Genomic DNA, 13,216 nt, shown 5'->3' with positions numbered 1-13,216 from the left:
CCGCGACGTGATCGTCGCGGGGCGGTGTCGTTTCTGCGGGGCCGTTTCGGCGGTGTCCTGTCGGCGGTGTCGTGTCGGGGGTGTCCTGTCGGCGCCGTGTCGTGGCCGAGGCGGCTCAGCCCGCGTCGCCGCGCGGCAGCGTGAGTTCGAACCACACGACCTTTCCGCTGCTCAGCCGGGTGGCACCCCATCGGCGGGCCATCCGGTTTACCAGGAACAGGCCACGGCCGCCCTCGTCCGTGTCCCGGGCCCGGCGCTGGCGCGGCAGCTGCGGTGAGTCGTCGCCGACCTCGCAGCGCAGCACGTCCGTCCGCAGCAGGCGCAGCGTCACGGGCCGCTCCGCGTACCGGACGGCGTTCGTCACCACCTCGCTGACCAGCAGTTCGAGGGAGTCCTGGAGCTCCTCCAGACCCCAACGGGCGAGCGCGCGGCGGGCGAAGCGGCGGGCCCGGCCCGGAGCGGTCTCCTCCGGGTCCAGGAACCAGTACGCCACGTCACTGGGCGCGATCCCGTCGAAGCGGGCCGCCAGCAGCGCGATGTCGTCGTCCCGGTCGCCGGGGCCGAGCATGTCCAGCACGTCGTCGCACAGCGCCTCCAGCGGCGGCGGGTGGTCCACGCCGGTCAGCTGCGCGGTGGTGGCCAGCCGCTCCCGCAGCTGCTCGATGCCGGTCCAGACGTCGCGGAGCCGGGACTCCACCAGCCCGTCGGTGTACAGCAGCAAGGTGGCCCCGGCCGGGGCGTCCAGCTCCACCGCCTCGAAGTCCACGCCGCCGACGCCGATGGGGGCGCCCGGCGGTACGCGCAGCACCTCCGCGCGGCCGCCCAGGTGCAGGAGCACCGGCGGGGGGTGACCGGCGTTGGCGATGGTGATCCGGTGCGAGACGGGGTCGTAGACCGCGTAGAGGCAGGTCGCCATCCGGTCGGAACCCAGGCGCTGGGCCTGCTCGTCCAGGTGGTGCAGGACCTCCGCGGGCGGCAGGTCGAGCTGCGCCAGGGTCTGCGCGGTGGTGCGGAGCTGCCCCATGATCGCGGCGGAGGTCATGGAGTGGCCCATGACGTCACCGACGACCAGCGCGACGCGGCTGCCGGGCAGCGGTATGGCGTCGTACCAGTCGCCGCCGACCCGGGCCGTCTCGGCGGCCGGCAGGTACCGGGAGGCGAGGCGGACCCCGGTGGGCTGGGGGAGGCTGTCGGGGAGCATGGTGCGCTGGAGTTCGTCGGCGATGTACGCCTCGCGGCCGTACAGCACCGCCTTGTCGATGCCGAGCGCGGTGTGCGTGGCCAGCTGGGCCGCCACCAGCAGGTCGTTGGTCTCGAAGGCGGGCCGCTCGGGGGTACGCAGGAACACCGCCGCGCCGATCACCCGGCGCCGCCCGCGCAGCGGCGCGAGGATCGCCCGCTGCCCGCGCGGTACGGGGTGGTCGCCGCCCAGCAGCTCCGACAGGGCGTCGTTCGCGGCGACGGAGGAGCCGAACACGGGGCGGACGCCGCGCAGCACCTCGGCGAGCGGGCCGCCCGGCCGGATCTCGCACAGCTCGGACGCGGGCAGGTCACCCTGCGGGCCGACCAGCGGCAGCCGGCTGAAATCGAGTTCGCCGCCCGACCCGGCCGCCCCGGCGAACTCGCCGCCCGTCAGGTCGTCCAGGGGCCGGAGCCGGTCGGTGCGGCGCAGCCTTAAGACGACCGGGCCGACGGGACGTTCGTCGCCGACCGGCAGGGGATCGCGCAGGTAGACGAGGATGGCGTCGGAGAACGTCGGCACGGTGGCCCGGCACAGGCCGAGCACGATCTCGTCCAGGTCGATGCCGCGCGCGATCCTGCGGGTGGCCGCGCCGACGAAGCGCAGCCGGTCGCCCTCGCGGCGCGAGGCGGTGACCTCCGTCGTCCCGGCGCCGCCCGGTCCGCCGGAACCGGCCCCGGCGGCGCCCGCGCCGCTCACCGCGGACGTCCCGTCGAGGGCCGGACGGGCGCCGCCTCCCATACCGCTGCCGCCGCCTTTGCCGGCGCTGCCGCCCCTGGGCCGGGGCAGTCCGGCGGAACGGCCGGGCGCGCGGGCGCCGTCCGGGTCACCGGCCGCGTTCTGCGCATGCGTGCGCACGGCCTCGGCGGCCACGATCGGGGCCTTGCCGTGGCCGGCGTCGTCCGTACCTCCGCCGGAGGCGACGGGCTGCGGGCCCTCCTGGGAGGTGGGGTACTCCGTCACGCGTGGATTTCCGTCCGTTTGCGCTCGATGTGCGCTGCACTCAACTCGGTTCAGTCGCGGTATACCCGCTCAGCGGCAGGGGCACCACCACCCCGCGGTTCCGCGTCCCGCTCGTTACCTCACCTCGCGTCGGTCCGGCGCCAAGTCCCCTGCGCGGCACGTCGATTACGGATGTCGAGCCCGGCGGAGGACGATCCTACGGTTGAACCCCGGGGGCGCATCAAGGGTCTCATGACGTCATATGCGCCGGGGTGCGGTCCCAGTCCTCCGGCAGTACCGGAACCGGCCAACGTGGATCGGGGCGCCAGTCCTGCCAGCCGTCGCGGAACGGAGGGCCCCACTCCTTGACGGTCTCCACGGCGGCGCGGCCCGCGTCCTCCACCCGGCGCGCCAGCGGGGGGTCCACCAGCCCGACCCGCCGCGCCTGCGCGAACTCGTCCTCGTCGCGCCACACCCAGCTGCGGTCGGGGTACACGCAGATGTCGAGGAAGTGGTCCACGGAGTCCACCCCGCCCGCCCAACGGGTCAGGGGCTCCTCCAGGTTGACGTACCAGTTCTTGAACCGCCAGCCGTGTTCCCAGAACAGCCACACCGACCACGGCTCCCCGGGCCGGGCCAGTTTCAGCACCCCCGCCCCGAACCAGCGCGAGCGCACGGTGGTCCGGGGCGCGGTGTAGCGGGTGGCGAGGGGTTCCTGGTGCACCGGGGTGCCGTCGGCGAGCACCGGCTTGACGCATTCGGTGCCGGGCGCCATCCACACCGCCAGCAGCTCGGCGGTGTCCTGCACCACCGTCACCGGCCGGCAGATGTGGACCGGGCCCGCCGCGCGGGCCGGGGCGTGGTCGCGGTAGCGCCACAGGATCTGTTCCCCGGGCGCCCAGCGCGCGTCCGACGCCCCGTCGGGCGCCCCGTCGTTCGGGCCGCCCTGTGCGCCGCCGTGCGTCCTGCCGTGCGTGACGTCCTGCGCGGGGCCGTGCGCGCCGCCGTCCCCGCGGCCTGCGGTACCTGTCATGCGCAGATCTTAGGGCGGGGGCCCGCCCCTGTGCTGCGGTGCAGGTCACGGCCTCGTCCGGGGACGGGAAACGACCGGATCCGGCCCCCGCCCCCCGGGTGTTCAGGGCCGGGTCATGCGCAGCACGTCCAGCGCCTCGTCCAGCTGGGCGAGGGTGAGCGCGCCCTGCTCGACGTAGCCGGATTCGAGGACGACCTCCCGGATCGTCTTGCGTTCGGCCAGGGCCCGCTTGGCCACCTTGGCGGCCTCCTCGTAGCCGATGTAGCGGTTCAGCGGGGTCACCACCGAGGGCGAGGATTCCGCGTACTCCCTGGCCCGCTCGGAGTTGGCGGTGATCCCGTCCACCGTCCGGTCGGCCAGCAGCCGGCTCGCGTTGCCCAGCAGCCGGATCGATTCGAGCAGGTTCCGGGCCATCAGCGGGATCATCACGTTGAGCTCGAAGTTGCCGGACGCGCCCGCCACGGCGACCGCCGCGTCGTTGCCCGTCACCTGCGCGGCGACCATCAGGACGGCCTCCGGGATGACCGGATTGACCTTCCCCGGCATGATCGAGGACCCCGGCTGGAGATCCGGGAGATTGATTTCGGCCAATCCGGTGCGCGGACCCGAAGCCATCCAGCGCAGGTCGTTGCAGATCTTGGTGAGGGAGACGGCGACCGTACGGAGCATCCCCGAGGTCTCCACCAGCGCGTCCCGGGCGCCCTGGGCCTCGAAGTGGTCCCGCGCCTCGGTCAGCGGCAGCCCCGTCGCGGCGGCCACCTCCGCGATCACCGCGGCGGAGAACCCGGGCGGGGTGTTGATCCCGGTACCCACCGCCGTCCCGCCCAGGGGGAGTTCGGCGAGCCGGGGCAGGGCCGCGCGCAACCGCTCGACGCCGTGGCGCACCTGGGCGGCGTACCCGCCGAACTCCTGGCCCAGGGTGACCGGGGTCGCGTCCATCAGGTGCGTACGCCCGGCCTTGACCACCTCCGCGAACTCCGCGGACTTGCGCTCCAGCGCGGCGGCGAGGTGTTCCAGTGCCGGGATCAGCTCACCGGTGACGGCGGCGGTCGCCGCGATGTGCACGGAGGAGGGGAAGACGTCGTTGGAGCTCTGCGATGCGTTGACGTGGTCGTTGGGGTGCACCGGGCGGCCGAGCCGCTCGCTCGCCAGCGTGGCGATGACCTCGTTGGTGTTCATGTTGGACGAGGTCCCCGAGCCGGTCTGGAACACGTCCACGGGGAAGTGCTCGTCCCAGCGGCCGTCGGCGACCTCCTCGGCGGCGGAGCGGATCGCCCCGGCGACGTCCTCGTCCAGGACGCCGAGCCGGGCGTTCACCAGCGCGGCCGCGGCCTTGACGCGGGCCAGTGCGGCGATGTGGGCGCGCTCCAGCCGCTGGCCGGACACGGGGAAGTTCTCCACCGCGCGCTGCGTCTGGGCCCGCCATTTGGCGTGTGCGGGGACCCGTACCTCACCCATGGAGTCGTGCTCGATCCGGAACTCGGCGGCGCTGTCCGTGGGCTGCTGATCGTCGGTCATGTTCGTTGTCTCCTCAAAAAGTTGAGCAATTGTCTTGTTAGAAGTGTTCCCAACTCCCCTACCGGCCAGTAAATACCGGGGGTAACACTGATATCGGGGAGGCGTTCATGGCACGTGCACGTACGAAACCCAGGCTCAGATCTACCGTCGCCGCCGTCGCGGCGATCGCGGCCGCCCTCGGGGGCGTCACCGCCATCACCCCCCTGGCCCAGGCGGCACCCGCCGCCGGACCGGCCGCCACCCCCCTGTCGCCCGAACTGGAGGCCATCCGGGCGGCCGAGGCCACCAAGATCTACGGGGACCCGGCCGTCCGCCCGGTGGCCGACCGCAAAACCGGCCTGATCTCGCTCGGGGACAGCGAGATCTCGGGCGAGGGCGTCGGCAACTACGACCCCGCCACCAACACGTCCGCCAACCAGTGCCACCGCTCGCCGGACTCGGCGATCCACCGCACCGGCATCCCGGCCGACCTCACCTTCAACGTCGCCTGCTCGGGCGGGTACACCGGCAACATCCGGATCGGCGGCAGCAAGCAGTACCCCGACGAGCTGGTCCAGAGCGACAACCTCGCCATCAAGGCCCGCAACACCCGCATCAAGATGGTGCTGCTGGTCGCCGGCGCCAACGACGACCTCCAGTTCGGCCCCGTGATGACGGACTGCGTCACCCGCTGGGTCCTCAGCCAGGGCGCCTGCGAGCCCAAGTACGGCCCCGGCTGGCAGGCCCGCGTCGACGGCCTCAAGCCCAAGGTGGAGGCCACCGTCGCCGACCTCAAGACGGTCATGCGCCAAGCCGGCTACGCCGACTCCGACTACAAACTGGTGGTCATGGGCTACCCGAGCCCCATCGGCCCCGACTTCAACGACAACCCCGGCTTCCCCGGCAAGCTCCCCGGAGGATGCGCCGGCTACGACTCCGACGCCGCCTGGGGCCGCAACTACGCGGTACCCACGTTCGAGAAGGGCATGCGCGAGGCGGCCCTCGCCTCCGGCGCCACTTACCTGGACAACTCGCGGCTCTTCCACGGCCACGAGGTGTGCATGGAGGACGCCTGGGCCCGCGGCCTCTACCTCGACCTCGGGGACCACTTCCCGTGGGACGAGAACACCGCCCGGCAGTCCTTCCACCCCAACTACCGGGGCCACGGCGCCTTCGCCTCCTGTCTGACCCAGCTCTACGACTCCGGCCTGCGCGAAGCCTCCTGCGCCGACCCGGCGAGCACGGGCACCCCGGTCCTGACCGCCGGCGCCTGGGACTCCCTTTACCGGCCCCTCAAGAACGAGGCGACCGGCAACTGCCTGGACACCTTCGGCGGGTCCAGCGCCAACGACACCAAGGTTGTGGGCTGGGACTGCCACGGCGGCCGCAACCAGGGCTGGTGGTACGACACCACCCGCAAGGCCCTGCACACCGAACTGACGCAGGACCGCTGCCTGGACGCACCCGGCGCCAACTACGGCAACGGCACCGCCCTGATCATCTACAACTGCCACGGCGGAGCGAACCAGCAGTTCGTCCGTGACGGCGCCACCCTGCGCCCGGCGGCCGCCACCGGCATGTGCCTGACCGTCGCCGCCCCGCACGAACCGCTGCGCCTGCAGACCTGCAACGGCTCGCCCGGCCAGCGCTTCGTCTGACCCGTCCCCGTACACCCCCCACACCCGGCCGGTCCCCGGCCGGGTGTCCTTCACCGCCGCTCCAGCCCCTCCAGCCCCTCCAGCCCCTCCAGTCGCTCCACGAGCTCCCGTACCTGCCGGGGCCGGTTGGTGATCAGCGTGTCCACGCCCAGGCGCAGGCACAGCTCCACGTCCTCGGGCTCGTCGACCGTCCACACCCGCACCGCGAGCCCCTTGGCCCGCAGCCGCCCCACCAGCCCCGGATCGCGCCGCACCAGGTCGATGCCCGGGCCCGCGTGCGTGGCGTACGGCGGGCGCGGGGGGCGGAGCGTCCGCTCGATCAGGTACACGGCGGGAAGGCCGGGCGCGAGCCGGTGCAACCGGGTCAGGGCGGTCCGCGAAAAGCTCATCACCTCGACGAGGCCGTCCTTGCCGTCGGCCAGCCCGTGCTCCTTGAGCACCCGTACGAGCTCGGTCTCCAGCCGGCCGCCGGCGCGGGTGGGGTGCTTGGTCTCGACGGCCAGCCCGACGGGCCGCCCGGCGCCCAGCGCCTCCTTGAGCAGGTCCTCGAAGAGCAGCACCTGCGCCCCACGGTGCTCCTCGCCCTTCCACCGGCCGAAGTCGAGCGCGGCCAGCTCCTCGTAGGACATCGCGGAAACGACCCCGCGCCCGTCCGACGTCCGCTCCACCCGCCGGTCGTGCACGCACACCAGCCGCCCGTCGGCGCTCAGCCGCACGTCGCACTCCAGCGCGTCGGCCCCGTCGGCAATGGCCTGCCGGTAGGCGGCCAGCGTGTGCTCGGGATGCGCGAACGAAGCCCCGCGATGGGCGATGACCCGCACCGTGCGACCGGTGCGGTGGGAAGACGTCACAGTCATACGGGGATCCTTGCGAACCGGAGTGAACGGGAAGCCGCCTCCCCGCCACCCCGACGTTAACCGACCCCCGCCCCACCACACGGCTGCGCCCCGCCCACGACGGGCGGGGCGCAGCGAGGTGGTCAGCCCAGGCCCGGGCCGCGGACCGGGATGTGGGTGAAGGTGGGCTCCGGGGCGGGGTTCTGGAAGAAGTCGTTGCCCTTGTCGTCGACGACGATGAAGGCCGGGAAGTCCTCGACCTCGATCTTCCAGACCGCCTCCATGCCGAGCTCCTCGTACTCCAGGACCTCGACCTTCTTGATGCAGTCCTGCGCCAGGCGCGCCGCCGGGCCGCCGATCGAGCCGAGGTAGAAGCCGCCGTGCGTACCGCAGGCGTCCGTCACCTGCTGCGAGCGGTTGCCCTTGGCCAGCATGACCTTCGAACCGCCCGCCGCCTGGAACTGCTCGACGTAGGAGTCCATGCGTCCGGCCGTGGTCGGGCCGAAGGAGCCGGAGGCGTAGCCCTCGGGGGTCTTGGCGGGGCCGGCGTAGTAGACCGGGTGGTCCTTGAGGTACTGCGGCATGCCCTCGCCCGCGTCCAGCCGTTCCTTGATCTTGGCGTGCGCGATGTCGCGCGCCACGACCAGCGGGCCGGTCAGGCTCAGGCGGGTCTTGACCGGGTGCTTGGTCAGGGTCGCCAGGATCTCGTCCATCGGCTGGTTCAGGTCGATGGAGACGACGTCCGCCGATTCGGCGAGGTGCTCGTCCGTGGTGTCGGGCAGGAAGCGGGCCGGGTCGCGCTCCAGCTGCTCCAGGAAGACGCCCTCGGCGGTGATCTTCGCGACCGCCTGGCGGTCGGCCGAGCAGGAGACGGCGATGGCGACCGGCAGGGACGCGCCGTGGCGCGGCAGCCGGACCACGCGCACGTCGTGGCAGAAGTACTTGCCGCCGAACTGCGCGCCGATGCCGATCTTCTGCGTCAGCTCGAAGACCTGCTGTTCGAGGTCGAGGTCGCGGAAGCCGTGGCCGAGGGGGGAGCCTTCGGTGGGCAGCTCGTCCAGGTAGTGGGCCGAGGCGTACTTGGCCGTCTTGAGCGCGTGCTCCGCCGACGTGCCGCCGACCACGATCGCCAGGTGGTAGGGCGGGCAGGCCGCCGTACCCAGCGAGCGGATCTTCTCTTCCAGGAACTTCATCATGGAGCCCTCGTTGAGGACCGCCTTGGTCTCCTGGTACAGGAAGGACTTGTTGGCGCTGCCGCCGCCCTTCGCCATGAAGAGGAACTTGTACGCGCCGCCGTCGGTCGCGTACAGCTCGATCTGCGCGGGCAGGTTCGAGCCGGTGTTCTTCTCCTCCCACATGGTGAGCGGGGCCATCTGCGAGTAGCGCAGGTTCAGGCGCGTGTACGCGTCGTAGATGCCGCGCGAGAGGGCCGCCTCGTCGCCGCCCTCGGTCAGGACGTTCTGGCCGCGCTTGCCCATCACGATCGCGGTGCCGGTGTCCTGGCACATGGGGAGCACGCCGGCGGCCGCGATGTTCGCGTTCTTGAGCAGGTCGAGGGCGACGAACTTGTCGTTCGAGGAGGCCTCGGGGTCGTCGATGATGCGGCGCAGCTGCGCGAGGTGCGCGGGGCGCAGGAAGTGCTGGATGTCGTGGATGGCCTCTTCGGCGAGCTTGCGCAGCGCCTCGGGCTCGACCTTGAGGAACGTACGGCCGTCGGCCTCGAAGGTGGAGACGCCTTCGGAGGTCACCAGCCGGTAGGGGGTGGTGTCCTCGCCCAAGGGCAGCAGGTCGGTGTACGCGAACTCCGGCATCGTGGCCATTCCTCACTCGGCAGACAGCACTGACGACCAATTGGCAGCGCAGTCCACCAGCGTAGGACCTCCCCGGACGGCTGTGCTTGTGAGGTAAGGCTCACTGGGCCGCGCCGACGCTCGCGACTCGGGGAGTATCGCGATCTATCGTGTTTCGTTATGCTGGCGGTGTGGACCTGGAAAAGCACCCCGCCGCCCCTGCCGCGCCCGCCGTCCCCCCGGTCGTCGGGCTGCGCGCCTCCGACGCCGACCGGGACCGGATCGCACAGATCCTCGCCGACGCCCTGGCCGAAGGCCGGCTGACCGCCGAGGAGCACTCCGGCCGCCTGGACTCCCTCTACGCCGTGAAGACCGTCGGGGAGCTGGACGTGCTCGTACGCGACCTCCCGGCGGCACACGGCGCTGCCCGGCTGCCCGCGGCGAGCGCGCCGCCGCCCTCTCCCGCCGCCGGCCCGCAGGGCGCCGCGGCGGAGACGGTGCTGGCCGTCTGCAGTTCCGCCGCGCGCAAGGGCCGCTGGCGCCCGGGCGCGCACATCCGGGCGATCTCGGTCCTCGGCGACGTCTCCCTCGACCTGACCGAGGCGGTGTTCGAGCAGCAGGTCACCGAGATCAACGTGAGCTGCGTCCTCGGCAACGTCGACATCGTCGTCCCGGAGAACGTGACGCTGCGCGGCTACGGCGGCGGCGTGCTCGGCAACTTCGAGGTGACCGACGAGAGCGCCGCGGGGGCCGACCCGCAGGCGCCGGTGGTGATCGTGCGCGGCTTCGCACTGCTGGGCAACATCGAGGCCCGGCCCAAGCGCGGCTCGCGGGTCACGGACCTCGCGCGCAAGCTGCGCGGGCGGCTGGGCGCCTGAACGCTGCGGCCCGAGGACCGGCACGCCTGTGGTCCGGGAGGCGTGCGGACCGGCACGCCTACGGACGGGAACGCGTACGGACGGGCACGCGTGCGGACCGGCACCCGTGGGGGCGGAGGGACGCGTTTCGGTCGAAGTTCGGTGGAGCGGCCGACGCGCGGCACGCAGTGCTTAGGGGCACGCACAGCGGGTAGGGACTGACGCATCGTCTCTCGCTCGCGTATACGTCGTCAGGAGTAGACCGTGCCGCATCCGCCGCATCAGTCCCTGCAGGTAGCCGCCGTCAAGACGCTCCAGGCGCGTCCGTCCGCCGTGCCGAGGCCGCGGGTGCCGGCGAGGGAAGAGGACGGTCCATGGCATGCGGAGGCGGTGTGCCGCAGGGACGAGGCGGGGCTGTTCTTCGCCCCCTCCAAGGAGCCCACCGCGGCGCGGCTCGCCCGTGAGGAGGCCGCCAAGCGGGTCTGCGCGCGGTGTCCGGTGATGGTCGCCTGCCGGGAACACGCACTCCTGCAGCCCGAGCCCTACGGGGTGTGGGGCGGACTGACCGCGGCCGAGCGGCGCGTCGTACTGGCCCGGCGGCGGCGCCGGTCGGCGGAACTGCGCCAGAGCGGCGGGGCGGGCCCGGTCGCGGCCGCGGGGTGAGCCGGGGCCGCCGAGGCGGTGTGCCCCTTCCGGACGTGGGCGTACGAAGGAACGTGAGCGGACAGCACGCGCGTGGGGCGGTCCTCCACCAGGAGGACCGCCCCACGCGCGTCGGCTGCCGGCCGCACGCTCCTACCGGGCGTGGTGGAAGTCGATCGCGCTGTAGGCGCGCAGCTTCGACAGCCGGTGGGTGGAGTCGATCTGCCGGATCGTGCCCGACTTCGACCGCATGACCAGCGAGGACGTGGTCGCGGTCTCGGAGCGGTAGTGGACGCCGCGCAGCAGCTCGCCGTCCGTGATGCCGGTGGCGACGAAGAAGACGTTGTCGCCGGACACCAGGTCGTTGGTGTGCAGGACGCGGTCCAGGTCGTGTCCGGCGTCGATGGCCTTCTGGCGCTCGGCGTCGTCCTTCGGCCACAGCTTGCCCTGGATGGTTCCGCCCAGGCACTTGATGGCGCAGGCCGAGATGATGCCCTCGGGGGTGCCGCCGATGCCGAGGAGGAGGTCGACGCCGGTGCCCTCGCGCACGGCCATGACCGAGCCCGCGACGTCGCCGTCCGAGATGAACTTGATGCGGGCGCCGGTCTCGCGGATCTCCTTGACGATGCCCTCGTGGCGGGGGCGGTCGAGGATGACCACGGTGACGTCCTCGACGGCCATGTTCTTGGCTTTGGCGACCCGGCGGATGTTGACCGAAACGGGCGCGTTGATGTCGACGAAGTCGGCGGCCTCGGGGCCGGTGACCAGCTTCTCCATGTAGAAGACCGCCGACGGGTCGAACATGGTGCCGCGGTCGGCGGCGGCCAGGACGGCGATGGCGTTCGGCATGCCCTTGGCGTTCAGGGTGGTGCCGTCGATCGGGTCCACGGCGATGTCGACCTCGGCGCCCGTGCCGTCGCCGACCTGCTCGCCGTTGAAGAGCATCGGGGCTTCGTCCTTCTCGCCCTCGCCGATGACGACGACGCCGTTCATCGAGACGGTGGAGATCAGGGTGCGCATGGCGTTGACCGCCGCGCCGTCCGCGCCGAGCTTGTCGCCACGGCCCACCCAGCGGCCGGCGGCCATGGCGGCGGCTTCGGTGACCCGGACGAGTTCCAGGGCGAGGTTGCGGTCGGGGGCCTCCGGGGAGACTTCGAGCTGGGGCGGCAGGTTGTGCTCGGTCATCGGAGCGCACCTTTCTGTACGACGACGGCCGGGATGTGAGGGTGCTGGAACTCTATCGGTACGTCGACATATTGAGCAGAGCGGGTCACGTATGAGCGGAATATCGGTCAGGGTGTTGGCCTGAGCGGACATCTTGCGCCTTGCCGAGCAGCTTCGCCAGGTCGCCGCGCCCTACCCCGGCGGTGATCGCTCCCGCCCATGCGGGACTATGGAGCCGTGGCAGGTATGAAGGGCAAGCAGACGGTCTTGGACATGGTCCGGTCGCTGGCGGTGATCGGTGTCGTCGTGGCGGGGGTCTACATGTTCGTCCCGCATGACGAGAACGCCGACCCGACGCACGTGGTCGACTACCGGGTGGAGACGGCGACGGCCCGGCGCGCGGCTCCGTACCCGGTCGCGGCGCCCGTGGGGCTGCCGGCCGAGTGGCGGGCGACCTCCGTGTCCTTCGAGCGCAAGAACGCCAACGCCTGGCACCTGGGCTTCCTCGACCCGGACAAGCAGTACGTGGCGGTGGAGCAGTCCAGTGACGCCTCCGCGAAGAACGTCGCCAAGGTGACCCAGCAGGCGAAGCCGACCGGGCAGTCGCAGCAGGTCGGGGACCAGAGCTGGGAGCGCTGGGACGGCGACAAGTACGACGCGCTGGTGCGCCAGGAGCAGGGTCACGTCACGGTGGTGACGGGGACGGTCTCCTTCGAGAAGCTCGGCGCGATGGCGGCGGCGCTGGAGTACAAGCAGGGGCAGTAGCCGCCCCCCGGCAGCAGCAGCCGCGCCGGCGGGTAGTTGCAGCCGGGCCGGCCGACGTGTGGGGCGGCCGCCCCGACGGACGTGCGAGAGGCCGCCCACTCCGGGATCCGGGGTGGGCGGCCTCTGGCGTTGCTGCGGGGCCGGGCTCAGACGGTCGTGATGACCTGGTCGAACTCCAGGCGCGGCGAGCGCGGGAACCAGGCGTCCTCGCCCGGCTTGCCGATGTTGACGACCATCAGCGGGGTGTGGTCGGCGTCCAGGAACTCCTTCTGGACACCGGCGAAGTCCAGACCCGTCATCGGGCCGGCGGCCAGACCTGCGGCGCGGACGCCGATGATGAAGTAGCCGGCCTGCAGCGCGGCGTTCAGCAGGGCGGCCTGCTCGCGGACCGGGCGCTCGGAGAAGAAGGCGTCCTTGGCCTGCGGGAAGTGCGGGAGCAGCTGCGGCAGCTCCTCGTGGAACTCGTTGTCGGCGGAGAGGATCGCGACCAGCGGGGCGGAGGCGGTCTTGGCCTGGTTGCCCTCGGCCATGTGCTTCACGAGGCGCTCGCGGGCCTCGGGGGAGCGGACCAGGGTGATGCGCAGCGGCGTCTGGTTGAACGCGGTGGGGCCGTACTTCACCAGGTCGTAGATCGCCTGGACCTGCTCCTCGGTCACCGGCTCGTCCGAGAAGGTGTTGGCGGTACGGGCCTCGCGGAACAGCAGGTCCTGAGCGGCGGCGTCGAGAACGAGAGACATCGGAAAGCCTTCTTCCATGCGGAGGTGGAGCGCGATGTCTCCGACTCTACGCAGA

The 13,216-nt window shown here is 72.0% G+C and carries 11 protein-coding genes; 4 read left to right on the top strand and 7 right to left on the bottom strand.

Translation table 11 applies throughout. The annotated features are described in order from the left end of the window. Window positions 1–115: 115 nt before the first annotated feature. The 3 genes from OG861_RS11705 to OG861_RS11695 form a co-directional block, all read right to left on the bottom strand. Window positions 116–2,203 carry a SpoIIE family protein phosphatase gene (locus OG861_RS11705; protein ID WP_329197910.1) on the bottom strand — a complete coding sequence of 696 codons (2,088 nt, stop codon included), beginning with the start codon at window positions 2,201–2,203 and terminating at the stop codon, window positions 116–118. A gap of 229 nt (window positions 2,204–2,432) precedes the next feature. Beyond that, the gene (fomD, locus tag OG861_RS11700) at window positions 2,433–3,215 is read right to left on the bottom strand and encodes a cytidylyl-2-hydroxypropylphosphonate hydrolase (protein WP_329197912.1); all 783 of its coding nucleotides are present in this window, start codon (window positions 3,213–3,215) and stop codon (window positions 2,433–2,435) included. Between the two features lie 102 nt (window positions 3,216–3,317). Further along, entirely contained in the window at window positions 3,318–4,733 is a 1,416-nt protein-coding gene (locus OG861_RS11695; protein ID WP_329197914.1) for a class II fumarate hydratase, read from the bottom strand. 107 nt (window positions 4,734–4,840) lie between these two features. Here OG861_RS11695 and OG861_RS11690 point away from each other — a divergent pair, with 107 nt between their 5' ends. Beyond that, window positions 4,841–6,370: a ricin-type beta-trefoil lectin domain protein gene (locus OG861_RS11690; RefSeq protein ID WP_329197915.1), complete on the top strand. Its 1,530-nt coding sequence runs from the start codon at window positions 4,841–4,843 to the stop codon at window positions 6,368–6,370. A gap of 50 nt (window positions 6,371–6,420) precedes the next feature. On the opposite strand, the gene OG861_RS11685 is transcribed toward OG861_RS11690, so the two are convergent. Both OG861_RS11685 and OG861_RS11680 read right to left on the bottom strand, forming a co-directional pair. Beyond that, window positions 6,421–7,227 carry a glycerophosphodiester phosphodiesterase gene (locus OG861_RS11685; protein WP_329197916.1) on the bottom strand — a complete coding sequence of 269 codons (807 nt, stop codon included), beginning with the start codon at window positions 7,225–7,227 and terminating at the stop codon, window positions 6,421–6,423. A gap of 122 nt (window positions 7,228–7,349) precedes the next feature. Continuing rightward, window positions 7,350–9,017 (bottom strand): fumarate hydratase, encoded by a 1,668-nt coding sequence (locus OG861_RS11680; protein WP_329197917.1) that lies wholly within the window; start codon window positions 9,015–9,017, stop codon window positions 7,350–7,352. A 170-nt stretch (window positions 9,018–9,187) separates the two neighbouring features. On the opposite strand from OG861_RS11680, the gene OG861_RS11675 reads away from it, so the two are divergent. Continuing rightward, complete coding sequence (locus OG861_RS11675) at window positions 9,188–9,874, top strand: DUF1707 SHOCT-like domain-containing protein (RefSeq protein ID WP_329197919.1); 687 nt, start codon at window positions 9,188–9,190, stop codon at window positions 9,872–9,874. 243 nt (window positions 9,875–10,117) lie between these two features. Continuing rightward, complete coding sequence (locus tag OG861_RS11670; RefSeq protein WP_443056592.1) at window positions 10,118–10,516, top strand: WhiB family transcriptional regulator; 399 nt, start codon at window positions 10,118–10,120, stop codon at window positions 10,514–10,516. Between the two features lie 132 nt (window positions 10,517–10,648). Here the strand turns inward: OG861_RS11670 and glpX are convergent, their stop codons facing one another. Further along, the gene (glpX, locus tag OG861_RS11665) at window positions 10,649–11,680 is read right to left on the bottom strand and encodes a class II fructose-bisphosphatase (protein WP_329197921.1); all 1,032 of its coding nucleotides are present in this window, start codon (window positions 11,678–11,680) and stop codon (window positions 10,649–10,651) included. A 225-nt stretch (window positions 11,681–11,905) separates the two neighbouring features. On the opposite strand from glpX, the gene OG861_RS11660 reads away from it, so the two are divergent. Then, the gene (locus OG861_RS11660) at window positions 11,906–12,424 is read left to right on the top strand and encodes a DUF4245 domain-containing protein (RefSeq protein ID WP_329202419.1); all 519 of its coding nucleotides are present in this window, start codon (window positions 11,906–11,908) and stop codon (window positions 12,422–12,424) included. 146 nt (window positions 12,425–12,570) lie between these two features. Here the strand turns inward: OG861_RS11660 and OG861_RS11655 are convergent, their stop codons facing one another. After that, on the bottom strand, window positions 12,571–13,161 hold the full coding sequence (locus OG861_RS11655; protein ID WP_329197923.1) for a malonic semialdehyde reductase: 591 nt from the start codon (window positions 13,159–13,161) through the stop codon (window positions 12,571–12,573). Window positions 13,162–13,216: the final 55 nt, after the last annotated feature.

It is taken from the genome of Streptomyces sp. NBC_00539, from assembly GCF_036346105.1.
GTDB lineage: Bacteria > Actinomycetota > Actinomycetes > Streptomycetales > Streptomycetaceae > Streptomyces.
This window is presented reverse-complemented; position numbering and strand designations above follow the sequence as displayed.

What these genes read in the sequence shown, in the direction of transcription:
- fomD (WP_329197912.1), bottom strand. Translation starts at nt 3,215, where the DNA reads ATGACAGGTACCGCAGGCCGCGGGGACGGCGGCGCGCACGGCCCCGCG.
- OG861_RS11695 (WP_329197914.1), bottom strand. Translation starts at nt 4,733, where the DNA reads ATGACCGACGATCAGCAGCCCACGGACAGCGCCGCCGAGTTCCGGATC.
- OG861_RS11690 (WP_329197915.1), top strand. Translation starts at nt 4,841, where the DNA reads ATGGCACGTGCACGTACGAAACCCAGGCTCAGATCTACCGTCGCCGCC.
- OG861_RS11685 (WP_329197916.1), bottom strand. Translation starts at nt 7,227, where the DNA reads ATGACTGTGACGTCTTCCCACCGCACCGGTCGCACGGTGCGGGTCATC.
- OG861_RS11680 (WP_329197917.1), bottom strand. Translation starts at nt 9,017, where the DNA reads ATGCCGGAGTTCGCGTACACCGACCTGCTGCCCTTGGGCGAGGACACC.
- glpX (WP_329197921.1), bottom strand. Translation starts at nt 11,680, where the DNA reads ATGACCGAGCACAACCTGCCGCCCCAGCTCGAAGTCTCCCCGGAGGCC.
- OG861_RS11660 (WP_329202419.1), top strand. Translation starts at nt 11,906, where the DNA reads ATGAAGGGCAAGCAGACGGTCTTGGACATGGTCCGGTCGCTGGCGGTG.
- OG861_RS11655 (WP_329197923.1), bottom strand. Translation starts at nt 13,161, where the DNA reads ATGTCTCTCGTTCTCGACGCCGCCGCTCAGGACCTGCTGTTCCGCGAG.